Here is a 25,160-nt window from a genome sequence, read left to right as displayed (position 1 = left end):
AACGGACCGACCCTACGCGGCCCGCTGAACAGGACACCCGATGCTCAAGACACTTCGCCGAATCGTCCAGGACGTCAACGCCGCCCGCAATCTCGGCGAAGCGCTCTCCATCATCGTCGCCAGCGTCAAGGCGGCGATGGACACCCATGTCTGCTCGGTCTACCTGGTGGATCCGGAGCACAAGGACCTCCGGCTGATGGCCACCGACGGCCTGCGCCAGGAGGCGGTGGGCGTGGTCCGCCTCACCTTCGACCAGGGCCTCGTGGGCTACGTGGCCCAGCGCGAGGAGCCGGTCAACCTCGAGGACGCGCCCACCCACCCCCGCTATCTCTATTTCCCCGAAACGGGCGAGGAGCGCTACAACAGCTTCCTCGGCGTGCCCATCATCCACCAGCGCCGGGTGCTGGGCGTGCTGGTGGTCCAGCAGCAGGAGCGGCGGCGCTTCGACGGCGGCGAGGTGGCGTTCCTGATCACCATGTCCGCCCAGCTGGCCGGGGTGATAGCCCACGCCCTGGCCACCGGTGACATCCAGGAGCTGGGGCGCACCGGCTCGAGCCTGACCGGCAACTGGTATACCGGCGTGGCGGGCGCGCCCGGGGTCGGCATCGGCACCGCGGTGGTGGTCTACCCGCCGGCGGACCTGGAGGCGGTGCCCGATCGGGCCGCCGAGGACGTGGAGATGGAGATCCAGGCCTTCCACCAGGCGCTGGAGGGGGCCAAGGCGGAGATCCGCCAGCTCTCCAAGCAGCTCTCGCCCTCCCTGCCGCCCGAGGACCAGGTGCTGTTCGACGCCTTCATCCAGATCCTCGGCAGCGATACCCTGGTGGGGAAGACCGAGGCCTACATCCGCGCGGGTTCCTGGGCGCCGGCGGCCCTGCGCGACGCCATCCGCGATCACGTGCGGGTGTTCGAGGGGCTGGAGGACGAGTACCTGCGCGAGCGGGCCGCGGATCTCAAGGACATCGGCCGACGCATCCTGGCGCACCTGCAGGAGTCGGAGCCGAGGCGCGACAGCTGGCCGCAGGACACCATCCTGGTGGGCGAGGAGATCAGCGCCTCGGAGCTTGCCGAGGTGCCGCCCGAGCGCCTCGCCGGCATCGTCTCGGTGCACGGTTCGAGCTCCTCCCACGTGGCCATCCTGGCCCGGGCGCTCGGCGTGCCGGCGGTGATGGGGCTGCAGGAGCTCAAGGTGGCCCGCAGCGAGGGGCTGCAGGTGGTGGTGGACGGCAACCAGGGGCGCGCCATCCTCGCCCCCTCCGCCACCCTGCTGGAGGAGTACCAGCGCCTGGCCCGGGAGGAGAAGGAGCTGCAGGTGGGGCTCACCGGCCTGCGCCACCTGCTCGCCCAGACCCCCGACGGGCACCATCTGCCGCTGTTCGTGAACACGGGCCTGCTGGCCGACATCACCCCGTCGCTGAACAGCGGTGCGGAGGGCATCGGCCTCTACCGCACCGAGATCCCGTTCATGATCCGGGAACGGTTCCCGGACGAGGACGAGCAGCGGGTGCTCTACCGGGAGGTGCTGGAGCGCTTCGCCCCGCGCCCCGTGGTCATGCGCACCCTCGACGTGGGCGGGGACAAGGCGCTGCCCTACTTCCCGGTGGTGGAGGACAACCCCTTCCTCGGCTGGCGCGGCATCCGCATCACCCTCGATCACCCCGAGATATTCCTGGTCCAGGTGCGCGCCATGCTGCGGGCCAGCAGCGGCCTCGGCAACCTGCAGATCCTGCTGCCGATGATCAGCGGCGTGGACGAGGTGGATGAGTCGCTGCAGCTCATCCACCGGGCCTATGCCGAGGTCCTGGAGGAGGAGGGTCCCTCCATCGCCATGCCCCGGGTGGGCGTGATGGTGGAGGTGCCTTCGGCGGTGTACCAAATCCGGGCCCTGGCGCGGCGGGTGGATTTCCTCTCCGTGGGCTCCAACGACCTGACCCAGTACCTGCTGGCCGTGGATCGCAACAACGCCCGGGTCGCCGGGCTGTTCAACACCCTTCATCCCGGCGTGCTGCACGCGCTGAAACAGGTGGTGGACGGCGCCCACGCGGAGGGTAAGCCGGTGAGCATCTGCGGCGAGATGGCCGGTGATCCGGTGGCCGCGGTGATTCTCATGGGGCTCGGTTTCGACACCCTGAGCATGGGCGTGCCGAGCGTGCCGCTGGTGAAGTGGGCAATCCGCAACATCACCCTCGACCGGGCCCGCGAGCTGGCCCTCGAGGTGCTCGAGTTCGACAACGGCAAGGCCGTGCGCGCCCATGTCGGCGCCCTCCTCGAAGCCGAGGGGCTGCTCAACCCGCTCGGCCTGAAGAGCTGACCGGCGGCCGCCGGCCAGCGCCCCGCTCAGACCAGCAGCCGCCTGCGCACCAGCACCACGGCCAGGTAGTAGCTCACCGCGGCGTAGGCGGCCAGCACCGCCAGGTGCAACGGCACCCCATCCAGCGGCAGGCCGGTGACCAGCGGCCGGGCGAGGGCCACCGCGTGGGTCAGCGGCAGGAACTGGATGAAGCCCTGCAGCGCCCGGGGCAGCGTCTCCACCGGGTAGAACACCCCGCACAGCAGGTACATGGGCGTGATCACCAGCACGAAGAAGTAGTTGAAGAAGTCGTAGCTGGTGGACACGGCGCTCATCATCATCGCCGGCCCGGCGAAGCACATCCCGGCCAGGAACACCACCGGCAGGACCCACAGGGCCTGCCAGCCCGCCACCACCCCGAGCAGGGCCGCCACCACCAGGATGGCGGCGCTGCTGAACACGCTCTTGGTGGCGCACCAGAGCATCTCCCCGGCGAGGATGTCGTCCACCTCCAGCGGCGTGGCCAGCAGGGCCTCGTAGGTGCGCTGGGGCACCATCCGGGTGTAGACCGAATACATGCCCTCGAAGGCGGCGGTGGTCATGGCCGAGGAGGCCACGATGCCCGAGGCCAGGAAGGCCAGGTAGGGCAGTTCGTTCACCTGGCCGACGAAGAAGCCGAGGCCGTAGCCGAGCCCGAGCAGGTAGAGGGCGGGCTCGCCGAAGTTCATCACGATGGCGGGGCCGATGAGCTTGCGCCACACCAGCAGATTGCGGCGCCAGACGGCGAAGGCGCCGCGCCGCAGCCGGGGGGGGCTCCAGGGCGCCATCAGTCGCGCAGCTCCCGCCCGGTCAGGCGGAGGAAGACATCCTCCAGCCCGGCGGGCCGGTGCAGGAAGATGACGCCGGGGGCCGCCTGCAGCCGCTCGATGAGCGGCGCCGGCTCCCGGGTGTAGCAGTAGAGGCTGGTGCCCATGCGCTCCAGCCGGCAGCCCGCGGGGGCGTCGTGCTCCACCAGCAGCGCGCCGCTCTCGCTGCGCACCTCCACCACCTCCGGCTCCACGTGCCGGGCGATGAGCGCCCGCGGCGAGCCCTGGTCGAGGATGCGGCCGTGATCCATGATCACCAGCTCGTCGCAGAGCCGCTCGGCCTCCTCCATGTAGTGGGTGGTGAGGATCAGCGTGGTGCCGCGGGCGCGCAGGTCCGCCAGCCGGCCCCAGATGACGTGGCGGGCCTGGGGATCGAGCCCGGTGGTGGGCTCGTCGAGCACCACCAGCTCCGGATCGTTGACCAGGGCGCGGGCGATGGTCAGGCGCCGCTTCATGCCTCCCGACAGGGTCTCGGTCCGGGCGCCGCCCCGTTCCGCGAGCGCCGCGAAGTCGAGCAGCGCGGCGATGCGCCGCGGGTCGGCGGGCAGGCCGAAGTAGCTGGCGTACATGCGCAGGTTCTCGGCCACGGTGAAGTCCGGATCCAGGTTGTCCAGCTGGGGCACCACGCCCACCCGGGCGCGCACCGCGCGGGCCTGCGCCGGCACCGGGCGGCCGAAGACCGTCAGGGTGCCGCCGTCGGGCGGCGTGAGGCCCAGCAGCATGCGCAGGGTGGTGGTCTTGCCGGCGCCGTTGGGGCCGAGAAAGCCGAAACAGCGCCCGCGGCGGATCTCCAGGTCCACCCCGTCGACGGCGTTGCGGTCGCCGTAGCGCTTCACCAGGCCGGTTGCCCGGACCACCGGCTCCGGGGTCGATTCCATCAGCTGTGCGGGCATGGGTTCATTTCCGATCCATCCTCCGGCCGGCATCCCGCGGAAACATCCCGCCCGGGCGGCCGCCCCTCCGGCGTCGCGGGAATTCCGTCACCGGCCCTGAGTGTAGCGCGGCGCGGGCACGGGTACAGGGCCTGGGCGGCGGGTGTTTGAACCGCGCCCCCCACAGGGTCATGATGGGGGCAGATTTCCCGCCAGGGAGAAGGATCATGACCGAGCCGCTGGTGTGCTGGAAGTGCGGTGGGTCCATCGAGGAGTGGCCGCTGCCGCTGTCGCGACGGGCCGTGTGCCGCGCCTGTGACGCCGAGCTGCATGTGTGCCGGCTGTGCCGGGCCTGGGACCCCGCGGTCGCGGGGCAGTGCCGGGAGGACCGCGCCGAGGATGTGACCGACAAGGAGCGGGCCAACTTCTGCGACTGGTTCCAGCCCCGGGTCGGCGCCTGGCAGCCGGCCGATCCGGGTGAGGAGGCGGAGGCGCTGGTGGAACTGGCCGCGCTGTTCGGCGAGGAGCCGCCCGCGGCGGCGGTCGCCGCCACGGAGCGGAAGCCGGAGTCGGAGGAGGAGGCCGCCGCCCGCGTGGCCCTGGAGCGGCTGTTCGGGAAGGAGTGAGGCGCGGGGGAGGGTGGCAAGGCCTGCGCCGACGCGGTTTCAGGGCGCATCGTCCGGCTCCGGCAGGTTCCCGTAGTGGACGGCGATGACGTAGTAGCGCCGTTCCCCCTCCGGCGTGAGCACCCGCACCTCGTCGTCCAGTCCCCGGTTGAGCAGGGCCCGGGCCATGGGGGAGTCCACGCTGATGTGGTTGCGCCCCGGTTCGATCTCGTCGGCGCCCACGATGCGCAGGCGCAGCTCGGCACCGTCCTCGTCCTCCAGCACCACGTGGGCGCCGAAGAACACCCGCTCGCGATCCCCGGGGGCGTCGCGCACCACCTGGAGCAGCGGCAGGCGCTTCTGCAGGTAGCGGATGCGCCGGTCGATCCCGCGCAGCTCCTTCTTGCGGTAGATGTATTCGGCGTTTTCCGAACGGTCCCCCTCCGCGGCGGCCGCCGCCAGGTGCTTCGTCACCTCCCGGCGGTGGGGCCACAGCGCGGCGAGCTCCGCCTGCAGCCGATCGAAGCCTTCGGCGGTGATGTAGGGGGATGACTTGGGTGGAGGGGGTCGCCAGCGTCCCATGGTCTGCCTGAGGGGATGGAAGGTGCGTACACCGGTTCTCCGGGCTTATAGCAGAGCCGGGTGCGATTCGTCACCGGGCCAGCCGCGTGATCTCATCCGTCCAGTCGTCGCCGTCGCCCATCGGTCGTTCCGTCCGCCGAGTTGCCAGGCCCATTATGCGCCAAGGGCCGGGGACTCCCGGTGGGACGCGCGCCGAATGTGCCTCCAGGAGTGAAGCGGTACACTAAAATCAGCAGAGGGAGTTTCAGGTTGGATTCCCCCGACACCCGCAGGTTCTCCCCGACGAGGCTCCGCTTCATGACCGAGCTGCTGCAGATCGACGGACTCTCCTTCTCGGCGGCGGGCCGGGCCATCCTGGAGGCGGTGGACCTGACCCTGGAGGCGGGCGAGATCCATGTCCTGCTCGGCGCCAACGGCACGGGCAAGACCACCCTGGCCAACCTGGTGATGGGCTGCAGCGGCTACCGGCCGAGCGCCGGCACCATCCGCTTCCGCGGGCGGCCCATCGACGGGCTCCCCATCCACGAGCGGGCCCGCCTCGGCATCACCCTCACCTGGCAGGAGCCGGCGCGCTTCGAGGGGCTGAAGGTGCGCGACTACCTCACCCTGGGGGAGGACCCGGGCGACCCCGCGCTGTGGCTGGAGCGGGTGGGGCTGGAACCCGGCGCCTACCTGGAGCGGGCGGTGGACAAGACCCTCTCCGGCGGCGAGCGCAAGCGCATCGAGCTGGCCTCGGCGCTCGCCCTGCGGCCGCGGCTGGCCATCCTCGACGAGCCCGGAGCGGGCATCGACCTGCTCTCCATCGACGAAATCGCGAAGCTCATCCGCGAGTTGCGCGGACCCGGCGCGGCGGTGCTGCTCATCACCCACCAGCAGGAGCTGGCCCAGGTGGCCGATCGGGCCTCCTACCTCTGCGCCGGACGGATCATCGCCACCGGCGCACCGGAGTCCATCGCGGAGTCCTACCGGCGCCGGCCCTGCGGCGTCTGCGACGGGGAGGTGTGCCGTGACTGAGTCATCGGGCGACCTGCTGGCGCTGCTGTTCCGCACCTATGCCGACGCCGCCATCCTGAACAGTCCCGAGACCGCCCACGTGGTGGTGGACGGCCAGGAGCTGGTGAGCGCGAACGCCATCCCCGGGGTAAGCGTGACCGGCCGCCGCGAGGACGGCGTGATCGTGGCGGAGATTACCGTGGCGCCCGGGGTCGAGGTGCGCAACCCCATCCACACCTGCGTGGGCATCATGCAGCCGGAGGGGGACCAGCGCCTGCGGGTGGTGGTGGCGCTGGGCGAGGGGGCCCGTGCGCGGCTGGTTTCCCACTGCCTGTTTCCCTACGCCCGGCAGGTGCGCCACGAGATGGAGGCGCGGGTGGATCTCGCCGCGGGCGCCGAGCTCGACTACTCCGAGGGCCACGTGCACGGTCCCTACGGCGGGGTGACGGTGATTCCCCGGAGTATCGTGCGGGTGGGGCCGGGGGCCCGCTTCCGCTCCGACTTCCACCTCATCCAGGGGCGGGCGGGAGCGGTGGAGCTGGACGTGCGGGTGGAAGTGGCCGAGGGCGGCGTGGCGGAGATTACCGCGCGGGTCGCCGGCAGCGGGAGCGACCGCATCAGCCTGCGCGACGAGCTGGTGCTCGCCGGGCGCGAGGCCCGGGGCCTGATCAAGACCCGGGTGGCCCTCTCCGGCGAGGCCCGCGCCGAGGTGCTGGGCATCACCCGCGGCCAGGCCGCGGGGGCGCGCGGCCACATGGACTGCATGGAGCTGGTGCGGGACCACGCCGTGGCGCGGGCCGAACCCATCGTCGATGTCTCCCACCCCCAGGCCAAGGTGACCCACGAAGCGGCGGTGGGAACCGTGGACCAGAAGCAGCTCGATACCCTGATGGCGCACGGACTCTCCCCCGAGGCGGCCGTGGATCTCATCGTCACGGGGCTGCTGCGCTGACGCGTCGCCGGGCGGCGGGAACCGCGCGGGAGGGAATGCACCCGCGTCAGGGCGGCGCTGTACACTTTCCCCGCCCGGGATGCCGGGTGGAACCGGCCCGCCGCCACCACTCTGCGATAAGGAGGATGCCATGCTCGACGTGAATCCCGACAGCGTCTGCTTTCTCATCGAGAAGGCCCGGGAATTCCAGGCCAAGGAGGCGGTGGTCATACCCGAGGAGCCCTTCAGCCCCAGCGACGACTGGGCCCTGCAGGTGCTCGCCGACCACCAGGACGATCTCTCCTACCAGGAGGCCCGCGCCGTCATCGAGGATCTCGAGGAGGGGCAGCAGGTGGAGGTGGTGGCGCTGATGTGGCTGGGGCGCGGCGACTACGAGGAGAGCGAGTGGGAGATCGTCCTCGAGGAGGCGAAGGCGGCCTGGACCCCGCGCACGGCCGATTACCTGCTGGCCACGCCGCTGGTGGCCGACTACCTCCGGGAGGGGCTGGACCTGCTCGGCTACGGCTGTGACTGATTCGGGGCCCCGGATGGAGCCCCGGGCGGGGGTTTGGGATAGTATATCCGGCCCAGACCGCAACGATGAGCCGAACCGTGAGCGTATCCGACCCGAGCGATGAGATGACCGAACTGAACCGTGCCCTGCAGGAGGTGGTCGAACTGGGCAACCGCCTGCTGGAAGAGGATCCGGAGGCGGACTCCTGGGACGTCGCCTCGGGCCTGCTGGCCGGTGCCGTCCACTTCTGGCTCTACTCGCGCCAGCCCTGTGGCGATCCCCTCTGCGAGAGCTGCACCGATATCGATACGGCGGAGAAACGGCTGCGAATGCTGATGGACGAGACGCGCCAGTCGGCCGAGGAGAGTGAATATTTCCACACCCCGTCGGATGCCAACGTGGGCAGGGCCTGAGGCCGCATGGGGTCGCCGCGGACAGTCGGATCGGCGCCGGGCGCCAGCCCGCTGACGGAGCGGGGACGGACCGTGGGCAGGCGTGTGGCGGCGTGTGGCGGCGGGCTCCGCGGGGTGCTCCTGCTCGTTGTTCTGGCGCTGTCGGCCTGCACCCGCGGCGGCGGTCCGCCGCCGCTGCCGGTGGTGGGGCACGTGGACCTGGAGCGCTACCAGGGCACCTGGTACGAGATCGCGCGCCTGCCCAACTGGTTCGAGCGCGGCTGCCTGCACTCCTATGCGGAGTACCGGCTCACCGGCCCCGGCACGCTGGCGATTACCAATACCTGCATCAGCGCCGAGGGAAACCGCCGGGTCGCCCAGGGCCTCGCGACGGTGGCCGACCCGGTCACCAACGCCCGCCTCGAGGTGGAGTTCGACAACTGGATCTCGCGCCTTATCCCGGGACTGACCCGGGGCCGGTACTGGATCCTGGACCTGGACCCCGCCTACCGGACCGTGCTGGTGGGGGAGCCCGGCCGTGACTACCTGTGGATTCTAGCCCGGGAGAAGTCCGTTCCCCCGGAAACCTATGGGCGGCTGGTGCAACGGGCCGGCGCCCTCGGGTTCGATACCGCCAGGCTTGTCGTCCCGCAACGCTGAACGGGCCGCCGGGACGGCTGCCCGCACCGATTGAGCCTCCGTCCCGCAGCGGGTAAGCTTCCGCGCGGCGGGACTGTCGAGGGCAAGAGCATTGACCGTGAGGGAGAAGTGCATGAAACGTTTCGGTATCCGCATCACCCTGCCCGAGGGCGACACCATGAGCGCGGCGCACCTGCTCGGGCCGGGCTGGGAGAGCTTCCGCTGGTTCGAATCCGCGGCGCAGCGTGACGGGGCCTTCGCGGAGATGCAGCGCCAGCTGCCCATCTACCGCCGTCACGACCGCATCACCCAGGTGCTGGAGAAGGTGGAGCGCTGAGGGCCGCGACAGCGCCCGGCGCGCTGTTCCATACTGTGCCGGTGACCGCCCGCCGGAGCCCCCCGTGCGTCCATTCGCCGCCCTCTCCCTTTTGCTTCCGCTGCTCTGCCTGACCGGGCCGGTTCCCGCCCGCGCCCAGGCGGAGAGTGCGGCGCCGGGCATCAACCGGGCCTTCGAGAACCCCGAGTTCGAACGCTGGCGCGGCGCCTTCGAGCATCCCGGCCGCGAGGTCTTCGACCGGCGCGGGGCCATCGTGGCGGCGCTGGCGCTGCGCCCGGGGATGGCGGTGGCGGACATCGGCGCCGGCACCGGCCTGTTCACCCTGCTGTTCGCCCCCGCGGTGGGGCCGGCGGGCAGGGTCTACGCCGTGGACATCTCCGCGCCCTTCGTGGAGGGCGTCCTGGCGCGGGCCGCTGCGGCGGGCCACGACAACGTGACCGGGGTGGTCAACACGCCCGCCGACGTCTCCCTGTCCCCGGGCAGCATCGATGTCGCCTTCGTCTGCGACACCTACCACCACTTCGAGTATCCGCAGCCGACCCTCGCCTCGATCCACCGCGCCCTGCGCCCCGGGGGCGAGCTCGTCATCATCGATTTCCGCCACCAGGCGGGCCACAGCTCCGCCTGGGTGATGGGGCATGTGCGGGCCGGCGAGGAGACGGTCGTCGCCGAGGTGGAGGCGGCCGGGTTCCGCCTGGCGGGGCGGGAGTCGTTCCTGCGGGAGAACTACTTCCTGCGCTTCGTGAAGGAGTGAGCCCTCCGCTCACCGGCGGGCTCGGCGCCGGGCCTCAGCCAGGCTCCGCGCCCAGGCGCAGCAGGGTCAGCGTACCGCGGTAGCAGGCGCCGGTATCGATGAAGTGCACGTTGCCCACCCGCCGCGGCGCCGGCAGCGGGGTGTGGCCGCAGTAGACGGCGCACACCCCGGCAACCGGTCCGGCGCTGCCCCGCAGCGCCCGCGAGCGGCTCCACAGGGCGTATTCGAGGGCCACCGGGTCACCCCGCTCCAGGTCGCGGAGAAAGCCGTCCCAGTCGCGCCCGGGCGGGAGGTCGGCATGCACGATGCCGTAGCGGCGCTCCCGGGCGCCGGCCACCTCGATGGCGAGCGGCAGCCGCCGCAGGGCCGGGCGCAGGGCCCGGCGCAGCGCCGGTCCGGCCGCCAGCCACCACTCGCCCCCGTTCCACAGCCAGGCCTCCGCCATGTCCGGATCGTGCTCCGCCTGCAGGGCCATCTCCTCGTGGTTCCCGCGCACGGCATGGAACCAGGGGCGCGCCAGCCACTCGAGGGCGGCCGGCGAGTCGGGACCGCGGTCGATGAGGTCGCCCACCGAGAAGAGGCGATCCCGCTCCGGTGCGAAGGCGACGCCCTCCAGGCACGCTTCGAGGCGGCTGAACTCGCCGTGGATGTCACCCGCCACGAAATCGCGGCCCGACGTGTTGGCGGCGAAGCGTCGGACCGGGGCGGTTGTCCGGGTCGTTGTCATGGGCTGTGGCGGCAGGTCGGGTCATCCGCGGCGGAGGCTGGGCGCGAGTCGGCTGTACGAAGGGTCCGGGTCTGATACAAGATGGCTGCATGACCGCCACCCGCGCCACCCTCTCCGTCCTCGTTCTGTCCGATACCCACGGCTGGATAGACCCCCGTGTCGTCGCGCTCGCCGCCCAGTGCGATTACGTCGCGCACGCCGGGGACGTGGGGGCGGCGGCGGTGATCGAATCCCTGGGCCCGCGCCGGTCGGTCATCGCGGTGCGCGGCAACAACGATGTGCCCGCCAAGTGGGGCGAGGACGGCGATCTCCTGGCGTGCCTGCCCTTCACGGCAACCCTGGCGCTCCCCGGCGGGGCGCTGGTGGTGGAGCACGGCCACCGGGCCGGCGGGGTACGGGTGCGGCATGAGCGCCTGCGGCGGCGTCACCCGGAGGCACGCACCGTGGTCTACGGGCACAGCCATCGCCTGGTGGTGGATACCGATGCCTCCCCCTGGGTGCTCAATCCCGGCGCCGCCGGGCGTTCCCGGACTTTCGGCGGGCCTTCGTGCCTCATCCTCCATGCCGGCGAGGAGGCCTGGCGGGTGGAGGTGCTCCGCTTCGCCCCGCTACGGTGAAGCCGGAGCTTCATGTCCGATTCTGCCACGGAGGGCACGGAGACCGCGGAGGGCATGCTTGCCGGGGGCAAGGGGCGCCGCCCCGGGCGGGCGCATTCGGAACGTTCGGTAACGCCGGGTCATCCCCCGCGATCCCCGTGTCCCCTGTGGCGAGAGGCTCCGTATCCGTGGGTCCGGGTTCAGAGCGGGGTGCCGTGCTCGAACATGCTCACATAGGCGTGGGCGTCGAAGAACAGCTCCATGTAGGTGATCAGACCCTCCTCGACCCGCACCAGTTCCGCGACCCGGCTGTTGGAGAGTTCGGGTATGGTGGCGATGAAGTCGAACACCACCATCACCTCGTTGCCTTCGACGAAGGTCCGCCGGCGCTGGATGGATTTGAGGATGGGCCCGATGCGGGAGATGTCGGAGAGAAAATCGGCGGCGTTGTCGAAGCGGGAGGTCGGCCCGATATAGCTGAAACGTTCCCGGCTCAGGTAGCTGGCCGCCCGCTCGAAATCCCTCTGCTCCAGGGCGTCCAGAAACGCATGGACAACCGCATCGGCTGGGGGAGCACTCATAGTCGCATCCGCTCGGGTCTGGTCTGGGGCGATGACGGTGTTTTCGAAAGTATAGCGCCGCTGGAAATGCGGGTGCACGGATCTTGTGTCGGAAAACCCGTCGGGCAACCGCCGCCGCGCCGGCATCGATCCGGCGGATACCGGCCCCGGCGATCCGTCGTCTGGCCGCCCACGGCAAGCGGGACTATGCTCTATCACACCACCGGCACCCGGACCCCGGGGGCTCCCGTGGAGCCCCTCCACGGTCCGTTGCGGTGAACCTTCCGGACAAGCCAACAAGGAGAAGCGCGGCATGGGTGATCACGTCTACAAGATGGTGGAGCTGGTGGGCTCCTCCCGCGAAAGCATCGAGGATGCCATCAACCAGGCCATCGCGCGGGCCTCGAATACCATCCGCCACATGGGCTGGTTCGAGGTCGTCGAGACCCGCGGTCACATCGAGGACGGCAGGGTGGCCCATTACCAGGTGACCGTACGGGTGGGTTTCCGCCTCGAGGAGTGACGCGGTGGGCGAGGTGGTTCCCTTCCGCCGCCCCCGGGCGTCGGAGAAGCACAAGGGAGATACCCTGTGCCGGCGCGGCTTCCACAAGTGGGAGATCGTCCAGGAGCAGCGCTTCGACGTGAAACGGGGCTGCCTGGTGACGGTCTATCGCTGCGCCCGCTGCGGTGCGGAGAAGAACGAGGCCCGCTGAGGCCCGCGGCGTCGCCCGAGGTCCCTCATCCCCCGGTCACCTCCCGCAGGTAGCGGAACAGCTTCCGGGCCGAGGCCGGCGGCTTGCCGGCGTCGGCCTCGCGGCGGGCGTTGCGGATCAGCTGGCGCAGGGGCTGGGCCTCGGCACCCGGGTATTCCACCAGGAACGCCGCCACCGCCTCGTCACCCTCCGCCAGCATCCGGTCGCGCCAGGTCTCCAGGCGCTGGAACCGGCGCGCCTCGGCGCGGTGGCCGGCATCCATGTCCGCCAGGATCTGCCGCATCGCCTCCACCTCCTCGCTGCGCAGCAGCTTGCCGATGTAGCCGATCTGGCGCTTGCGGGCGGCGAAGCTGGTGATGCGCCGGCCTTCGGCCACCGCGGCGGCGAGCGTGTCGCTCATGGGGATCCTCGCCAGCTGGGAGGCGGGCATCTCCACCAGGCGTTCGCCCAGTTCCCGGAGGGCCTGCAGCTCCCGCTTGACCTGGGATTTGCTCGGCGCTTCGGGCTGTTCCACCCCCTCATCGCGTTCCGGGTCGTCCATCATCAACGTCTCGCTCCATGGAAGCCGCCGCGACCGGCGGTGTATGGGCGGTGATTATCGCAGATGGACGCAGCGCTTGCAGGGGGTGGGCACCTCGGCGTGCTGCCGAGGTCAGAGAGGAGAGGCGCGGGCGTTCCGCTGCCGACACCCATCACCCATCATGGAGGGTACGCCGTGAATCCATCCAGACTCGCACCGTGGCTGCTGGGCGCCGCCGCGGGACTGTTCATGCCCTGGGCCGCGGCCGGCACCGCTCCCCTCGACTACGTGCAGCAGAGTGTGACGGTGGACGGTTCCGTTCAAAAGGCGCGCCTGCCCCGCGGTTACGTGCTGGAGGTGCTCACGACGGATCTCGACCGCCCCCGGCTGCCGGCCTTCGCCCCGAACGGCGATCTCTTCATCGGTTCCGGCTCCGGGGCCGTCTACCGGCTGCCGCCGCCCTATACCGCACCCGTGCTGCTGGCGCGGCTGCCGGGCTATCCCCACAGCGTCGCCTTCCGCGAGGGCGAGATCCTCATCGCCCGCACCGACGGTCTCTACCGTGCCCCCTACGAACCGGGACAGGCGCGCCTGGAACCCGACCGGGTGCGCCTGCTGGCGGCGCTGCCGGGCGGCGGCGGGCACAGCAGCCGGACGGTGGCCGTGGGGCCCGACGGCCGGGTCTACGTGAGCCTGGGCATCAGCGGCAATTGCAGCGACCAGTACCTCGGGCAGGGCTACGACTTCGATGCGCGCCGGGGCGGCGTGCTGGTCCTTGATGAGAGCGGGGACGAGGCGCGCTGGGCGCCCTTCGCTTCCGGCCTGCGCAACCCGGTCGGCTTCGACTGGCAGCCGGGCACCGGTGTCCTATACGCCTCCAACAACGGCCCCGATCACTGGGGCTACGACCTGCCGCCGGAGGTCTTCAGCCGCCTCGACCCCGGCTCCTTCCACGGCATGCCCTGGTTCCAGTACGACGGCGAGCGGGTGCGCAGGGATGACTGCATCCGTCGTGATCCCCCCCGGCCGCGCGCGGAGGTGGCCCCGCCCGTTGCCACCTTCCCCGCCCGCAACGCCCCCATGGGGGTCGCCTTCGTGGCCGACGACCGCCTCGGCGCCGACCTGGAAGGGGACGCGGTGGTGGCCCTGCACGGCTCCTGGGGCACCCGGCCGTTCGGCGGCTACGTGGGCGATCCCGCCACGCGGCGGCCGCCCGCCCTGGTGCTGGTGCGGTTCGCCGAGGGCGGGGCGGTCCGGGTGGACGACCTGGTGAGCGGCTTCCAGGCGGAGAGCGGCGCCCGCTGGGCCCGCCCCGTGGGCGTGGCCTACGGCCCCGACGGCGCCCTCTACTTCACCAGCGACAGTGGCGCCAACGCCCTGTTCCGCCTGCGGCGGGCGGAGTGAGGGGGGATGGTCGTAGGGCCGGATTCATCCGGCCGGACACGCTCCCCAATCCCTGCGCTCCGTGAGGATGAATCTGCGCCCGTGTCCGGGTGATGAGGGAGGCGTAGGAATGAGTCTTGCTGTCTACGCCTTTACTCCTCACTCCTCACGCCTCACTCCTGACCGGCGATCAGTTGAGCCGCCGGGCCGCCCGCTGCAGGTCGATGACCCGGGCGCGGATGGACTCCGCGTCGGGTGCGCGGGGCGCCAGATCCAGGTAGCGGCGCAGATCCTCGAGGGCCGGTTTGGCGCACTCCAGGGTCTCGTAGGCCAGCCCGCGGTCGCGCAGGGCCTCGGCATCGTCCGGCTGGCAGGCGAGTATCCAGTCCAGGGTCTGGAGAACCCGGAGGTGATCCTCGCGGCGGAGGTAGACACTGCGGAGATTGCGCAGCATCCGCACCAGGATGTTGCGCTTGGTGGTTCCGGAGAGCAGGCCGGGGAGGAGGGGGCGCAGGGGGCGGCCGTTGCCCATGGCCTGCTCCATGCGCTCCTCCAGGTCGTCCAGGCCGAGGGAGGCGCCGCCGCCGTAGGGATCCAGGATCACCTCGCCCTCGTTCACGTGGAGCTTGACCAGGAAGTGACCGGGAAAGGGGACGCCCTCCAGATCCAGCCCCACCCGGCGTCCCACCTCCAGGTAGACGATGGAGAGGGTGATGGGTATGCCGAGCCGACGGTCGAGCACGTCGTTGAGGAAGCTGTTGCGCGGGTCGTAGTAGTCCTGGCGATTGCCCGCGAAGCCCAGCTCCGAGAACAGGTACTGGTTCAGTTCGAGCATGGTGTCGACGGGGGTGTAGTCGGGATCGAGGCGCTCGCGCAGCGCCTCGGCCATCCGGTCCAGCCGCTCCAGGTAGGAGTCCGCATCCAGGTCGGGATAGGCCTGGCGCGCGATCAGCAGGGCGGTGGCGGCGAGATCGATGTCCGGATCGGCTTGCGCCAGGGTGGTGATGAACTGGTTCAGCAGCGTATCGGCCATGGGCGGAGGGAGACCCTGTGCGAACCCCGGGATCGCCCCGGGTCCGGGTAAGATATATCCTAACCGAACCAGTCACGATTCAATCCACGACAAAGATGGGTGATTCCGACCGCAAGCTGACCCGCGCCTCCACCGACACCGAGGTGAACGCCTTTCTGCGCAAGGTGGCGTCCACGCCGGCGGTCCGGGCCGGCGGCGAGGGCGGGCGCCTCATCTTCGCGCTGGATGCCACGGCCAGCCGCGAACCCACCTGGGATCGGGCCGCCCACATCCAGGCGGAGATGTTCCGCGAGACCGCCGCGCTGGGCGGACTGCAGGTGCAGCTCTGCCACTATGGCGGCTTCGAGGAGTTCGACGCGAGTCCCTGGTACCGGGACACCGACGCCCTGGCCCGGCGCATGACCGCCGTGCGCTGCCGGGCCGGCCATACCCAGATTGAGCGGGTGATTCGCCACGGGGCCGCCGAGACACGGCGCGCGCGGGTACAGGCGCTGGTGTTCGTCGGCGACAGCATGGAAGAGATGCCCGAACGGCTCTACCGCGCGGCGGGCGAGCTGAGCCTGCTGGGGCTGCCCATGTTCCTGTTCCACGAGGGCGGAGACCCCGTGGCGGAGCGGGTGTTCCGGCGCCTCGCCGAGCTGACCGGCGGCGCCTGCTGCCCCTTCGATGCGGGCAGCGCCGGTCAGCTGCGGGATCTCCTGGGCGCGGTGGCGGTGTTCGCCGCGGGCGGACGCACGGCGCTGGAGGATTTCAGCCGCCGCCGGGGCGGCACGGTGCCGGCCCTTACCCACCAGCTGGGGAGGCGCTGAGGCGGTGATCCGCTATGTTTTCCTGGTGCTGCTGGTGGCCGCCATCGGCTGGCTGCTGCTCGGGCCCCGCATCCGCGGCGCCAACTGGCGCGACCTGGGCCGCTGGGCGCTGGTGGGCGGCGGCCTGGCGCTGCTGCTGATCCTGGCCCTGACCGGGCGTCTCAACTGGCTGTTCGCCCTGTTCGCCGCCCTCATCCCCCTGGCGCAGCGCCTGCTGCGGCTGCTCCCGGTGATGGGCATGGCGCGGCGGGCATGGGCCTCGCTCCAGCAGCGCCGCGCCGCCACCGCCGGACCCTCCGGCGGCCAGAGCTCGACGGTGCAGACCCGCTACCTGCACATGACCCTGGATCACGACTCCGGTGCCCTGGCCGGGGAGGTGGTGGCCGGGGTCTACGCCGGCCGGCGCCTCGACGGCATGCAGCTGCCGGAGCTGCTGGACCTGCTGGAGCGGTGCCGGGATGATCACCAGTCGGTGATGGTGCTGGAGACCTACCTGGATCGCGTCCACGGCGACGCCTGGCGCGACGCCCGGCACAGCGGCCAGGCCCACAGACCCGTGGCGGAAGGGCCCATGGGCCGCGAGGAGGCACTGCGCATCCTGGGGCTGGAGCCCGGCGCCGACCGCGACGCCGTCATCGACGCCCACCGCCGCCTGATGCAGAAGCTCCACCCCGACCGCGGCGGCTCCGACTGGCTCGCCTCCCAGATCAACCGCGCCAAGGATCTGTTGCTGGATGGGGGGGACAAGGGTGAAGGGTGAATGGATAAAGGTGAATGGATTCACGCATTCACGCACTCACGCACTCACGCACTCACGCACTCACGCATTCACGCACTCACGCACTCACGCACTCACGCAACACAGTACGACTTGGTTATTAACCATTAACCATTAACCATTAACCATTAACCCTTCCCCTCAAGCCGCCGGCAGCAGGATCCGGTGCTCGGTGCTGTAGAGATAGTCGTTGAAGACGTGCTCGGCGCTGAGCAGCTCATAGCTGCCGTCGAGGCGCTGGCGGGTGGTTTCCTTCAGCCGGTAGGTGTAGTGGCCGCAGGTCCAGCACTGGAACTTGCGCATGTGGGTGCACAGGCAGGTCTTGTCCAGCACCTTGATCTTCTTCGCGTCGGGGTGGCTCTCCACCTCGCGGTTGTAGGCGTCCACGTAGTCGCAGTGGCCCTTGCTGTCGAGCAGGTAGCCGTAGGCCTCGCAGTTGGGGCGGATGCCCGAGCCGATGGCCGGGGAGTTCTTCAGCATGCGCATGGGGTAGCCGGTGGGCGAGATGGTGTTGACCTCGATGTCATCCTCGCCGGCCTTGAAGTACTCCTGCTTCACGTCGTCCGGCAGGCCGCACTCGTGGGTCACGGTGAAGCGGGTGGCCACCTGTATGGCCCCGGCGCCCTCCTCCATGAACTCCACCGCATCGGTGCCGGTGAAGATGCCGCCGGCGGGAATCACGGGGATGTGGCCGATATCGTTTTCGCGCAGGAAATGCGCCACCTCGGCCACGATCTGGCGCAGATCGTAGTTGGCCCAGTCCAGGCCGAAGCCCAGGTGGCCGCCCGCCAGGGGACCCTCCACCACGATGAAATCGGGCAGCCGGCGCAGGGAAGCCGATTTGCGCAGGAACAGGTTCAGGGCCCGCGGGGAGGAGACGATGATGCCGAACTTCACGTCGCGGAAGCGCGGGTGATCCTCCACCAGCGCCAGCGAGCCCAGGTGCAGGCCGGCGCTCAGGGTGATGCCGTCGATGCCCGCGTCCATGGCGGCCGTCAGGCGCACCCTGAGGGTCGCCTTGGGGTTGTTCATGCCGAGCTTCTCCATGCAGTTGATGAAGATGAGCCCGTCGCCGCGCTTGGCCTCCATGGTGTGGGACACGTGCATGCGGGTGGCCTCGGCCAGCTGGCCGAGGTCGAACTGCACCACCGACTTGTCGGCGTTGTCGCGGTTGAACTTGTACTTGTCGAGCTTTTCCTTGACGTACCCGGTCTTGAAGCGGCGATCCGTGACCGTCGGGACCATGGCGTCGGAGATGTGACCCACCCCTCCCAGCCGGGCGGCCTCCAGGGCCAGGGCCGAGGTGGAGATGTCCACCCCCATGCCTCCAATCATCAGCGGGACCAGTTCCTGGTTGCCCAGCTTCAAACGGAAATCGTCCAGCCGTTTCATTGCGTCTCCAAGCAGCGACACAGGCTTTTGGTCGCAGCGCTGTGCGACGGTCGGCATAAGCCTGCTTCTATAATGGGTATTGTCACGGGTTACCGGACTATCGCCCACGATAGCAAATTCTTGCTCCCTGTGGCGCAAATTTCACCGGCTGCGGGACGGTGCCGGGGTGCCCCGGAATGGCCGTGTCAGGATGGTCAGGACCGGGCTAATCGGCGCCGCGGCGGTGGTTTCCGGCAACGATCGTGTCGACCATGGCGAACAGGTCGAGGAGGTGGCGGGTGTTGGCGCCGAAATCGGCCCGCCCCACGCGGGAGGCGGAGTGGGCGGTGAGGAGGCTCCCGCCAGCGGGGCCGCGCTCGGCACGGATCTCCACATCGTCGCGGAATCGCAGCAGGGGCGTGATGATTACCGCCGCGAGGAGCCGTTCCCCCTCCTCCCGCGCGCTCACCTCCCAGCCGAGCCGTTCCACCGCCTGGACGGCGGCGGCGTGGAGGGCCTCGGGGGTGATGTCGTAGCGGGGCGGGCGCAGTTCCGGGAAGTCCGATGCCGGGTCGGTCGCCGCGCTGTTGCTGCCGAGGTAGACCACCAGCCGCGCGGCGGCACCCGGCGGCTGATCCCAGGGCAGGCGGTTGAGCAGCAGGGCGCCGGCGGCCAGCAGCAGTCCCCCCAGCAGCAGGGCCAGGAGTACGAGAACCACGCTGATCAGCAGTTTCATGGTGTTGTGCCCCCTCTGCGGGCGACCGCAGCGCGGCGTGGCCGGTCGTCAGGCCACGGCTTTCTCCTCCCGTGCCCGGAGCGACTCCGGCGGCGGGAAGCGGCGGACCAGGCCCTCCGGGACTTCGCCGCGGGTGGCCTGGTAGATGGCGCTCGATTCCAGTACGAAGCACACCATCACCGTGATCAGGGTCGGCACCACGGCGATGCGCTCGAACACGGTGAGCAGGATCTCCTGGGTGGTCTTCTTGTCCACCCCGGCGCTGATGAGCAGCCCCGCGCTGACCACCGTGGCGCTGATGGCGTAGGCGATCAGGAGAATGCGGTAGCGGCGGAAGGCGAGCTTCCAGTGGGCCATGACGAACCAGTGATCGCCGTGCTCGGCGCGCCGGCCGCGCACCCAGGTGTAGGTGATGACGCTCAGGGAGAGCAGCAGCGGCAGGAGGAAGGCGAGGGGGCCGATTTTCAGCACGATGGCCGCCGGGGCCAGGAGCAGGTGGAAAACGGCCAGGTTGAGCATGAACAGCTCGTGGGGTGTCTTGGCCTTGCGGCGAACGGTTTCTTCGATGTCGTACAGCATTGTGCGGGCCCCTGATGAGTCTCTGACGGGAAGCGGCAGCTTCCATTCCGTTGTTCCCGCATCCGGCAGCGCTCGGGCGCGGTTGGGTCCGCGTCTCGGTTTCCCGTCATTGTACACCCCGGGTGTGGGGCCGCGCCCCATGGCACCCATGTGCCGGCGGGCCCGATATGCTATTTACTGAACTGGCAAAGCCCCCGCTGCGCTTCAACCGGGAGCCTGGCCGGGGTCTGGATGGGTGAAAGTGACGGGACGGAACGCGCCGGACGGTTCCGCTCCACCGTTCTCGGCGCACGGGAGGCGACATGCGGCATTACGACCTGGTGGTGATCGGCAGTGGACCGGCGGGGCTGAAGGCGGCGATACAGACCGCCAAGTACGGGCGGCGCGTGGCCATGGTCGAGCGCAGTGACCGGGTGGGCGGGGTGTCGGTGCACACCGGAACGATTCCCAGCAAGACCCTGCGCGAGGCCGCCCTCTATCTCTCCGGCACCGATCAGCGCGGCCTCTACGGCCGCAGTTACCGGCTCAAGCCCGATCTCACCATCGGCGACCTGATGCAGCGGCTGGAGATCACCGTGCGGCACGAGATCGAGGTGATCGAGAATCAGCTGGCCCGCAACGGTATCCACGTGCTCCGTGGCAGTGCCTCCTTCATCGATGCCCACCGCTTGTGCGTGGAGGGCCCCGACGGCGAGGTGGAGGAGCTGCAGGCGGAGCATGTCCTGATCGCCACCGGCACCCGTCCGCAGCGCCCGGACGGGATTCCCTTCGACGACGAGCATGTGCTGGACAGCGACAGCGTGCTGAAGCTGCGCAACCTGCCCCGTTCGCTGACCGTGGTGGGAGCGGGAGTGATCGGCGTGGAGTACGCCAGCCTGTTCAGCACCCTGGACATCCCGGTGACCCTGGTGGACGGGCGGGAGGGGCTGCTCGGCTTCATGGACCGGGAGATCGTGCAGGAGTTCATGCACCAGTGCCGTGACCGGGGGATGGTGCTGCGCCTGGGCGAGCAGGTGGAGCGGCTGGATAAGACCGGCGACGGCCAGGTGATCACCCACCTGCGCAGCGGCAAGCAGGTGCGCTCCGACGTGGTGCTGTTCGCCGCCGGGCGCATCGGCTGCACCACCTCGCTGAAGCTGGAAAACGCGGGCCTGGAGGCCGACGAGCGCCACCGCATCCACGTCAACGACAACTACCAGACCGCGGTGCCCCATATCTACGCCGCCGGTGACGTCATCGGCTTCCCGGCGCTCGCCTCCACCTCCATGCAGCAGGGCCGGCAGGCGGCCTGCCACATCTTCCAGGGCGTGGGCTGCAAGGGACCGGCGGACTTCCCCTTCGGCATCTACTCGGTGCCGGAGATGAGCATGGTGGGCATGACCGAGCAGGAGCTGGCGAAGCAGGGCATCGCCTACGAGACGGGCATCGCGCGCCTGCGCGAGACCGCCCGCGGCCAGATCATGGGGCTGCAGGACGGCATGCTGAAGCTGCTCTTCGACCTCAAGGACCACCGCATCCTCGGCGTGCACATCCTCGGCGAAGGCGCCACCGAGCTCATCCACATCGGCCAGACCGTGCTCATCCTCGGCGGCACGCTGGAGTACTTCCTGGAGACGGTGTTCAACTACCCGACCCTGGCCGAGGCCTACCAGATCGCCGCCCTCGACGGCTACAACCGCGTCAACGCGTAGAAGTGAAAGACACTTGAATAGACAGGATTAACAGGACTTACAGGATTGAAATGTCGTATCAGTCCGGATTTTTCTCGCCAAGATCGCCGGGAACGCAAAGGTTCAGAATGATCAAGACCTTATGAATGGCGCATCGAGCATCGTCCTGCACGAGGGCCGCGACTGTATAAGACTGTCAATCCTTTGTTTTCCTGGCGTTCTTCGCGTCTTGGCGAGAGATATTTAATGAAGTATTTGGGGTCAGGTTGAAGCGTATCAGGTATTAAGTTGGTTCGGGCGCTGGATAGGCCGTTGCGAGAGTCCGCGCCGTCCTGTTTCAACCAATCTGCGTAATCTGCGGATAGACAGTCTTTAAATCCCGTCAATCCTGTAAATCCTGTCTATGTGATCCCTGCCTCAGGTCACCGGGATCAGCCGCAGGTGGCCGTCCTCCACCGTCACGGCGCGCTCGCCGCGCAGGACGGCATGGAGGTCGTCGCCCACCAGGGCGCGGCGCCAGCCGCGGGCCAGCTCCGGGGTGGGCTCGCCGCGCACCAGCCGCTCCAGGGCCTTGCGCGGGGCGAGCACGGCGGGATTGAGGGATTCATCCAGGCCCACCCGGTGCACCACCGCCTCGAGCAGCTCCACCAGCGCTTCCTGCTCCGGGCTGCAGCGTTCGGAGCGGCGGTGGACGGGGCGCTCGTCCGGCGTCCGATCACGGGCCTCGCGCACCACCGCCAGCAGCGCCTCGCCGTTGCGGCGCAGGGACTGCTCGTGCAGCCCGCGCACGCGGGCCAGTTCGCCCAGGCTGGAGGGCAGCTGCCGGGCGATATCCTCCAGCACCTCGTCGCGCATCAGCCAGCCGCGCGGCCGATCCTCGCGCCGGGCCGTCTCCTCGCGCCAGGCGGCCAGGGCCTGGAGCACCGCCAGCCGCGGGCCGCGCAGCCGCTCCGCGGCGCGGATGCGCTGCCAGGCCTGCTCCGGGTGGACGATGTAGCGTTCCGGGTCCGACAGTCCGGCGAAATCCTCCTCCAGCCAGGCCAGCCGGCCCCGCTCCACCAGCGACTCGCGCAGGACCGGGTAGAGGCGCGCGAGGTAGATGACGTCGTCGGCGGCATAGCGGAGCTGCGCCTCGGGCAGTGGGCGTCGGGTCCAGTCGGCGCGGGCGTGGCCCTTCTCCAGCTTCACCCCGAGCACCGCCTCCACCAGGTTGCCGTAGCCAATCTGCTCGGGGTGGCCGAGGAGGGGGGCGGCCAGCTGGGTGTCGAAGATCGGCGCCGGTACGGAGCCCCGCAGCTGGAACAGTATCTCAAGGTCCTGGTGGCAGGCGTGCATCACCTTGGTGACCGCGGGGTCATAGAGGCGATCCAGCAGGGGATCCAGGTGTTCCAGCGCCAGGGGGTCGATGCAGGCGGTCAGCTCCGGCGTGGCGGCCTGGAGCAGGCACAGGCGCGGGTAGTAGGTCTTCTCGCGCAGGAACTCGGTATCCAGGGCCAGCCAGCCGGCATCCGCAATCCGGGCGCAGAAGCGCTCCAGGGCCTCGGGCGTGTCGATGAAGAGGATGCTATCCGGGTCGCTCATGGTGGCGGAGCATAGCAGCCGCACCGGCGCGGGCATAGGCTCAGTCGCGGCGGCACCAGGGGTTCAGGGGGCAGAGGAACAGGCTGCTGAGGCCCACGACAATTGCGGCGGTGATGAGGATATAGAGATAGATCAGGGGCATATCTTGTATTTGTCTGGTTTGCGTCAATCGGTTGCCGGCGGCAAAGCCGCTCCGGCTGTCATGGCCGGCCATCAATACCATGATTGCGTCATGGTATATGTGACGGTGGTCACCGGCGAGCAGGGAAAGACACCATCCAGTGGGGGAAGTTCAGGGATTCGGGGTCGGGGCGTGGAACAGCAGGTAGAGATCCACGAGCAGGTCGGGAATGTCGCGGACCATGGAGCGGCTGCGGCGGGGATCCCGGCGCAGCCGCTCCAGATCCCCGTCCTCGTCGAAGAGCCCGGAGGCCATCATCATCGGCAGCGTCAGCTCCGCCACCCGCTCCTCGTCGGCGGCGAACCAGGCCGTATCGTCCAGGAACACCCCCTCCATGAACCCGGAGCACCAGTCGGCCAGCGGCGCCTGGTCGGGGTCGGGGCCGAGCTCGAGCGGGCAGGGTAGCCGCGGCGGCTGTCCGTGGTAGAGATCCAGCGCCACGCTGCGGGACAGTCGCTGCAGCAGGGCGGGGATGCGTGCGGCCTCGGCGTCGTCGGCGTAGCGGGGTTCGCCGCCGAACAGCTCCCGCAGCCAGCGCGACGGTTCCGGCTGCCGGGGCGCGACGGCCAGCGCGGTCAGGAACCCGTGGGCGCCGAGGAAATCCAGGCTCTCCTCCGGCACCGCCGCGGAGTCCAGGAACGCCCGCAGCCGTTCGGTTTCCGCGTCGGTGAGCGGGGCGGGGAAGCGGTCGGCGGTTTCGGTCATGGGTCAGTAGCGGCGGATTTCGAGGCGCTGGTCGGGATGGCGGATGATATCACCCACATGGACCTCGAAGACGCCCTGGCGGCGGTCGTCGAAATAGAGCTCGAGGGTTTCCCGCACCACCGGGAACGCCAGCTCCCGCCACGGGATGTCCGCTTCCGTGAACAGCTCCACCTCCAGGCTCTCGGAGCCGGGGTGGGCCTGGCCGCCGCCCAGCCGGCCGCGGAACATGGTGTAGACCTGGCTGATGTGGGGGAGGTTGAAAATCCCGTACAGGCTCATCTCCTCCATCACCGCGCCGGCCTCCTCGTGCGCCTCGCGCGCGGCGGCCGCCTGGGTGGTCTCGCCGTTCTCCATGAACCCGGCGGGCAGGGTCCAGTAGCCGCGGCGGGGCTCGATGGCGCGGCGGCAGAGCAGGATGCGATCCTCCCATTCCGGGATGCAGCCGGCGACGATCTTGGGATTCTGGTAATGGACGGCGCCACAGCTGTCGCACACGTAGCGCGGCAGGTTGTCGCCGGGCGGGATGCGCTGGATGACGGTGGCGCCGCACTGGCTGCAGTAGTTCACCGGAACGAGACCTTCCTGATCGTTTCTCTGCCTGCAATCATCGGATCTGGTGGCGGAGTTGTACAGACCGCGCCCGCTGCCGCCTCTCAGTTGACCGGGCCGCCGGACTGCTGGGACAGGGCGGCCACCATGTCGGCCTCCATGTCGATGCCCACCTCGCTGCCGGGGTTGAGCGACAGGGCCACGCCCGCGCCGAGCTTCTCCAGCACCCAGCTGAATTCGGCGAGCAGCCCGCCGCCGTAGCCTGGGTAATCCGCCACGAAGGGCTTGGCCCGCTCCGGGCTGGTGAAAATCACCACCACCTCCTGGCCGTCCGCGTCCTTCAGCGTCAGCGGCTGGGCCGACCTGGAGTCCTGGAACCCGCCGATCCGGGTCTTGTCGTAGATGGGCAGGAACACCTGGGACTGGAGCAGGGTCGCCATGAAGGCATCCTCGGCCAGGCGGCCCTCCTGGGCGTCGAGCAGGGCCCGCTCCAGGTCGTTGTGGGGTTCGAATCGTTCGCTCATGGTCACTCGTCGCGGGCTGGTGGTATGGGTGGCAACCGGGTGGGTATGCGCAGAAGACTGCGCGAAGCGAACCGGGAGTTCAAGCCCGGCGCGGGCGCGGGTATCCCCGGCCCCGCCACCGTCCCGCGGGCAGGGCCGGTGAGAATGCGCTGATGACGGGGTGTTTTTCGTGTTCCGTGAATGTGGGAGTGCGGGAGTGCGTGAATGCGTGAATGCGTTAGTGCGTGAAGGGCGAAGGGGTTGCGCGGATTCTGGATTTCCGGGGACGCTCTTGGCGGAACACGGAACACGGAACACGGAACACGGAACACGGAACACGGAACACGGAACACGGAACACGGAACACGGAACACGGAACACGGAACACGGA

The 25,160-nt window shown here is 69.7% G+C and carries 30 protein-coding genes; 16 read left to right on the top strand and 14 right to left on the bottom strand.

What is annotated here, in order from left to right; genetic code table 11:
• The first annotated feature begins 40 nt into the window (after window positions 1-40).
• Window positions 41-2,311: a phosphoenolpyruvate--protein phosphotransferase gene (ptsP, locus tag DFQ59_RS17365; protein ID WP_114280998.1), complete on the top strand. Its 2,271-nt coding sequence runs from the start codon at window positions 41-43 to the stop codon at window positions 2,309-2,311.
• A 26-nt stretch (window positions 2,312-2,337) separates the two neighbouring features.
• Here the strand turns inward: ptsP and DFQ59_RS17360 are convergent, their stop codons facing one another.
• Both DFQ59_RS17360 and DFQ59_RS17355 read right to left on the bottom strand, forming a co-directional pair.
• A complete protein-coding gene (locus DFQ59_RS17360) occupies window positions 2,338-3,117 on the bottom strand; it encodes an ABC transporter permease (RefSeq protein WP_114280997.1) in 780 nt (259 codons plus the stop codon).
• Window positions 3,117-4,049 carry an ATP-binding cassette domain-containing protein gene (locus DFQ59_RS17355; RefSeq protein WP_114280996.1) on the bottom strand — a complete coding sequence of 311 codons (933 nt, stop codon included), beginning with the start codon at window positions 4,047-4,049 and terminating at the stop codon, window positions 3,117-3,119. Before DFQ59_RS17355 ends, DFQ59_RS17360 begins: the two co-directional genes overlap by 1 nt.
• Window positions 4,050-4,255: 206 nt before the next feature.
• On the opposite strand from DFQ59_RS17355, the gene DFQ59_RS17350 reads away from it, so the two are divergent.
• A complete protein-coding gene (locus DFQ59_RS17350) occupies window positions 4,256-4,654 on the top strand; it encodes a hypothetical protein (RefSeq protein WP_114280995.1) in 399 nt (132 codons plus the stop codon).
• Between the two features lie 39 nt (window positions 4,655-4,693).
• Here DFQ59_RS17350 and greB read toward each other — a convergent pair whose 3' ends face one another.
• Entirely contained in the window at window positions 4,694-5,215 is a 522-nt protein-coding gene (greB, locus tag DFQ59_RS17345; RefSeq protein ID WP_114280994.1) for a transcription elongation factor GreB, read from the bottom strand.
• Window positions 5,216-5,512: 297 nt separating this feature from the next.
• On the opposite strand from greB, the gene DFQ59_RS17340 reads away from it, so the two are divergent.
• The 7 genes from DFQ59_RS17340 (at window position 5,513) to DFQ59_RS17310 (ending at window position 9,775) form a co-directional block, all read left to right on the top strand.
• Complete coding sequence (locus DFQ59_RS17340; protein WP_114280993.1) at window positions 5,513-6,229, top strand: ATP-binding cassette domain-containing protein; 717 nt, start codon at window positions 5,513-5,515, stop codon at window positions 6,227-6,229.
• The gene (locus DFQ59_RS17335; protein WP_211314990.1) at window positions 6,222-7,160 is read left to right on the top strand and encodes a SufB/SufD family protein; all 939 of its coding nucleotides are present in this window, start codon (window positions 6,222-6,224) and stop codon (window positions 7,158-7,160) included. The genes DFQ59_RS17340 and DFQ59_RS17335 overlap by 8 nt, the downstream gene beginning before the upstream one ends.
• A 130-nt stretch (window positions 7,161-7,290) precedes the next feature.
• Entirely contained in the window at window positions 7,291-7,674 is a 384-nt protein-coding gene (locus DFQ59_RS17330; RefSeq protein ID WP_114280992.1) for a DUF3775 domain-containing protein, read from the top strand.
• A gap of 104 nt (window positions 7,675-7,778) precedes the next feature.
• Window positions 7,779-8,066 (top strand): hypothetical protein, encoded by a 288-nt coding sequence (locus DFQ59_RS17325; protein WP_114280991.1) that lies wholly within the window; start codon window positions 7,779-7,781, stop codon window positions 8,064-8,066.
• Window positions 8,067-8,138: 72 nt separating this feature from the next.
• The gene (locus DFQ59_RS17320) at window positions 8,139-8,705 is read left to right on the top strand and encodes a lipocalin family protein (protein WP_170142210.1); all 567 of its coding nucleotides are present in this window, start codon (window positions 8,139-8,141) and stop codon (window positions 8,703-8,705) included.
• A 112-nt stretch (window positions 8,706-8,817) separates the two neighbouring features.
• Entirely contained in the window at window positions 8,818-9,021 is a 204-nt protein-coding gene (locus DFQ59_RS17315) for a hypothetical protein (RefSeq protein WP_114280989.1), read from the top strand.
• Window positions 9,022-9,085: 64 nt separating this feature from the next.
• The gene (locus tag DFQ59_RS17310; protein WP_114280988.1) at window positions 9,086-9,775 is read left to right on the top strand and encodes a class I SAM-dependent methyltransferase; all 690 of its coding nucleotides are present in this window, start codon (window positions 9,086-9,088) and stop codon (window positions 9,773-9,775) included.
• A gap of 34 nt (window positions 9,776-9,809) precedes the next feature.
• On the opposite strand, the gene DFQ59_RS17305 is transcribed toward DFQ59_RS17310, so the two are convergent.
• Entirely contained in the window at window positions 9,810-10,502 is a 693-nt protein-coding gene (locus tag DFQ59_RS17305) for a metallophosphoesterase (protein ID WP_114280987.1), read from the bottom strand.
• A gap of 89 nt (window positions 10,503-10,591) precedes the next feature.
• Here DFQ59_RS17305 and DFQ59_RS17300 point away from each other — a divergent pair, with 89 nt between their 5' ends.
• A complete protein-coding gene (locus DFQ59_RS17300; protein WP_114280986.1) occupies window positions 10,592-11,119 on the top strand; it encodes a metallophosphoesterase family protein in 528 nt (175 codons plus the stop codon).
• A gap of 179 nt (window positions 11,120-11,298) precedes the next feature.
• Here the strand turns inward: DFQ59_RS17300 and DFQ59_RS19955 are convergent, their stop codons facing one another.
• Window positions 11,299-11,679, bottom strand: coding sequence for a nuclear transport factor 2 family protein (locus tag DFQ59_RS19955; RefSeq protein WP_170142209.1), 381 nt, complete (start codon window positions 11,677-11,679; stop codon window positions 11,299-11,301).
• 292 nt (window positions 11,680-11,971) lie between these two features.
• Between DFQ59_RS19955 and DFQ59_RS17290 the strand changes: the two genes are divergently transcribed.
• Window positions 11,972-12,181 (top strand): dodecin, encoded by a 210-nt coding sequence (locus tag DFQ59_RS17290; protein ID WP_114280984.1) that lies wholly within the window; start codon window positions 11,972-11,974, stop codon window positions 12,179-12,181.
• Between the two features lie 4 nt (window positions 12,182-12,185).
• On the top strand, window positions 12,186-12,371 hold the full coding sequence (locus tag DFQ59_RS17285) for a hypothetical protein (RefSeq protein ID WP_114280983.1): 186 nt from the start codon (window positions 12,186-12,188) through the stop codon (window positions 12,369-12,371).
• Between the two features lie 25 nt (window positions 12,372-12,396).
• Here DFQ59_RS17285 and yjgA read toward each other — a convergent pair whose 3' ends face one another.
• Window positions 12,397-12,912 carry a ribosome biogenesis factor YjgA gene (yjgA, locus tag DFQ59_RS17280; protein ID WP_114281043.1) on the bottom strand — a complete coding sequence of 172 codons (516 nt, stop codon included), beginning with the start codon at window positions 12,910-12,912 and terminating at the stop codon, window positions 12,397-12,399.
• Between the two features lie 174 nt (window positions 12,913-13,086).
• Here yjgA and DFQ59_RS17275 point away from each other — a divergent pair, with 174 nt between their 5' ends.
• The gene (locus DFQ59_RS17275) at window positions 13,087-14,295 is read left to right on the top strand and encodes a PQQ-dependent sugar dehydrogenase (RefSeq protein ID WP_211314989.1); all 1,209 of its coding nucleotides are present in this window, start codon (window positions 13,087-13,089) and stop codon (window positions 14,293-14,295) included.
• Window positions 14,296-14,464: 169 nt separating this feature from the next.
• Here DFQ59_RS17275 and DFQ59_RS17270 read toward each other — a convergent pair whose 3' ends face one another.
• The gene (locus tag DFQ59_RS17270; protein ID WP_114280981.1) at window positions 14,465-15,307 is read right to left on the bottom strand and encodes a SirB1 family protein; all 843 of its coding nucleotides are present in this window, start codon (window positions 15,305-15,307) and stop codon (window positions 14,465-14,467) included.
• 95 nt (window positions 15,308-15,402) lie between these two features.
• Between DFQ59_RS17270 and DFQ59_RS17265 the strand changes: the two genes are divergently transcribed.
• Together DFQ59_RS17265 and DFQ59_RS17260 are read left to right on the top strand one after the other, a co-directional pair.
• Entirely contained in the window at window positions 15,403-16,116 is a 714-nt protein-coding gene (locus DFQ59_RS17265) for a VWA domain-containing protein (RefSeq protein ID WP_114280980.1), read from the top strand.
• Window positions 16,117-16,120: 4 nt separating this feature from the next.
• Complete coding sequence (locus DFQ59_RS17260) at window positions 16,121-16,876, top strand: J domain-containing protein (protein ID WP_114280979.1); 756 nt, start codon at window positions 16,121-16,123, stop codon at window positions 16,874-16,876.
• Window positions 16,877-17,035: 159 nt separating this feature from the next.
• Here the strand turns inward: DFQ59_RS17260 and DFQ59_RS17255 are convergent, their stop codons facing one another.
• From DFQ59_RS17255 to DFQ59_RS17245, 3 genes are all read right to left on the bottom strand, one after another.
• A complete protein-coding gene (locus DFQ59_RS17255; RefSeq protein ID WP_114280978.1) occupies window positions 17,036-18,286 on the bottom strand; it encodes a nitronate monooxygenase in 1,251 nt (416 codons plus the stop codon).
• A 205-nt stretch (window positions 18,287-18,491) separates the two neighbouring features.
• A complete protein-coding gene (locus tag DFQ59_RS17250) occupies window positions 18,492-19,001 on the bottom strand; it encodes a DUF1499 domain-containing protein (RefSeq protein WP_114280977.1) in 510 nt (169 codons plus the stop codon).
• Window positions 19,002-19,049: 48 nt separating this feature from the next.
• The gene (locus DFQ59_RS17245) at window positions 19,050-19,580 is read right to left on the bottom strand and encodes a hypothetical protein (RefSeq protein ID WP_114280976.1); all 531 of its coding nucleotides are present in this window, start codon (window positions 19,578-19,580) and stop codon (window positions 19,050-19,052) included.
• A gap of 302 nt (window positions 19,581-19,882) precedes the next feature.
• Between DFQ59_RS17245 and sthA the strand changes: the two genes are divergently transcribed.
• Window positions 19,883-21,271 (top strand): Si-specific NAD(P)(+) transhydrogenase, encoded by a 1,389-nt coding sequence (gene sthA, locus DFQ59_RS17240; RefSeq protein ID WP_114280975.1) that lies wholly within the window; start codon window positions 19,883-19,885, stop codon window positions 21,269-21,271.
• 396 nt (window positions 21,272-21,667) lie between these two features.
• On the opposite strand, the gene rnd is transcribed toward sthA, so the two are convergent.
• The 4 genes from rnd to DFQ59_RS17215 form a co-directional block, all read right to left on the bottom strand.
• Window positions 21,668-22,831, bottom strand: coding sequence for a ribonuclease D (gene rnd / locus DFQ59_RS17235; protein ID WP_114281042.1), 1,164 nt, complete (start codon window positions 22,829-22,831; stop codon window positions 21,668-21,670).
• Window positions 22,832-23,123: 292 nt separating this feature from the next.
• Window positions 23,124-23,717, bottom strand: a complete 594-nt coding sequence (locus DFQ59_RS17225; protein ID WP_114280973.1) for a YecA/YgfB family protein — start codon at window positions 23,715-23,717, stop codon at window positions 23,124-23,126.
• Window positions 23,718-23,720: 3 nt separating this feature from the next.
• Window positions 23,721-24,284: an NUDIX hydrolase gene (locus tag DFQ59_RS17220; RefSeq protein WP_114280972.1), complete on the bottom strand. Its 564-nt coding sequence runs from the start codon at window positions 24,282-24,284 to the stop codon at window positions 23,721-23,723.
• Between the two features lie 86 nt (window positions 24,285-24,370).
• Complete coding sequence (locus tag DFQ59_RS17215) at window positions 24,371-24,790, bottom strand: SseB family protein (RefSeq protein ID WP_114280971.1); 420 nt, start codon at window positions 24,788-24,790, stop codon at window positions 24,371-24,373.
• Window positions 24,791-25,160 lie beyond the last annotated feature (370 nt).

Source organism: Thioalbus denitrificans, assembly GCF_003337735.1.
Classification (GTDB): domain Bacteria; phylum Pseudomonadota; class Gammaproteobacteria; order DSM-26407; family DSM-26407; genus Thioalbus; species Thioalbus denitrificans.
Note: the sequence above shows the minus strand (reverse complement) of the source record. Positions and strands in the feature narration are given on the sequence as shown.

What these genes read in the sequence shown, in the direction of transcription:
- ptsP (WP_114280998.1), top strand. Translation starts at nt 41, where the DNA reads ATGCTCAAGACACTTCGCCGAATCGTCCAGGACGTCAACGCCGCCCGC.
- DFQ59_RS17360 (WP_114280997.1), bottom strand. Translation starts at nt 3,117, where the DNA reads ATGGCGCCCTGGAGCCCCCCCCGGCTGCGGCGCGGCGCCTTCGCCGTC.
- DFQ59_RS17355 (WP_114280996.1), bottom strand. Translation starts at nt 4,049, where the DNA reads ATGCCCGCACAGCTGATGGAATCGACCCCGGAGCCGGTGGTCCGGGCA.
- DFQ59_RS17350 (WP_114280995.1), top strand. Translation starts at nt 4,256, where the DNA reads ATGACCGAGCCGCTGGTGTGCTGGAAGTGCGGTGGGTCCATCGAGGAG.
- greB (WP_114280994.1), bottom strand. Translation starts at nt 5,215, where the DNA reads ATGGGACGCTGGCGACCCCCTCCACCCAAGTCATCCCCCTACATCACC.
- DFQ59_RS17340 (WP_114280993.1), top strand. Translation starts at nt 5,513, where the DNA reads ATGACCGAGCTGCTGCAGATCGACGGACTCTCCTTCTCGGCGGCGGGC.
- DFQ59_RS17330 (WP_114280992.1), top strand. Translation starts at nt 7,291, where the DNA reads ATGCTCGACGTGAATCCCGACAGCGTCTGCTTTCTCATCGAGAAGGCC.
- DFQ59_RS17325 (WP_114280991.1), top strand. Translation starts at nt 7,779, where the DNA reads ATGACCGAACTGAACCGTGCCCTGCAGGAGGTGGTCGAACTGGGCAAC.
- DFQ59_RS17315 (WP_114280989.1), top strand. Translation starts at nt 8,818, where the DNA reads ATGAAACGTTTCGGTATCCGCATCACCCTGCCCGAGGGCGACACCATG.
- DFQ59_RS17305 (WP_114280987.1), bottom strand. Translation starts at nt 10,502, where the DNA reads ATGACAACGACCCGGACAACCGCCCCGGTCCGACGCTTCGCCGCCAAC.
- DFQ59_RS17300 (WP_114280986.1), top strand. Translation starts at nt 10,592, where the DNA reads ATGACCGCCACCCGCGCCACCCTCTCCGTCCTCGTTCTGTCCGATACC.
- DFQ59_RS19955 (WP_170142209.1), bottom strand. Translation starts at nt 11,679, where the DNA reads ATGAGTGCTCCCCCAGCCGATGCGGTTGTCCATGCGTTTCTGGACGCC.
- DFQ59_RS17290 (WP_114280984.1), top strand. Translation starts at nt 11,972, where the DNA reads ATGGGTGATCACGTCTACAAGATGGTGGAGCTGGTGGGCTCCTCCCGC.
- yjgA (WP_114281043.1), bottom strand. Translation starts at nt 12,912, where the DNA reads ATGGACGACCCGGAACGCGATGAGGGGGTGGAACAGCCCGAAGCGCCG.
- DFQ59_RS17270 (WP_114280981.1), bottom strand. Translation starts at nt 15,307, where the DNA reads ATGGCCGATACGCTGCTGAACCAGTTCATCACCACCCTGGCGCAAGCC.
- DFQ59_RS17265 (WP_114280980.1), top strand. Translation starts at nt 15,403, where the DNA reads ATGGGTGATTCCGACCGCAAGCTGACCCGCGCCTCCACCGACACCGAG.
- DFQ59_RS17255 (WP_114280978.1), bottom strand. Translation starts at nt 18,286, where the DNA reads ATGAAACGGCTGGACGATTTCCGTTTGAAGCTGGGCAACCAGGAACTG.
- DFQ59_RS17250 (WP_114280977.1), bottom strand. Translation starts at nt 19,001, where the DNA reads ATGAAACTGCTGATCAGCGTGGTTCTCGTACTCCTGGCCCTGCTGCTG.
- DFQ59_RS17245 (WP_114280976.1), bottom strand. Translation starts at nt 19,580, where the DNA reads ATGCTGTACGACATCGAAGAAACCGTTCGCCGCAAGGCCAAGACACCC.
- sthA (WP_114280975.1), top strand. Translation starts at nt 19,883, where the DNA reads ATGCGGCATTACGACCTGGTGGTGATCGGCAGTGGACCGGCGGGGCTG.
- rnd (WP_114281042.1), bottom strand. Translation starts at nt 22,831, where the DNA reads ATGAGCGACCCGGATAGCATCCTCTTCATCGACACGCCCGAGGCCCTG.
- DFQ59_RS17225 (WP_114280973.1), bottom strand. Translation starts at nt 23,717, where the DNA reads ATGACCGAAACCGCCGACCGCTTCCCCGCCCCGCTCACCGACGCGGAA.
- DFQ59_RS17215 (WP_114280971.1), bottom strand. Translation starts at nt 24,790, where the DNA reads ATGAGCGAACGATTCGAACCCCACAACGACCTGGAGCGGGCCCTGCTC.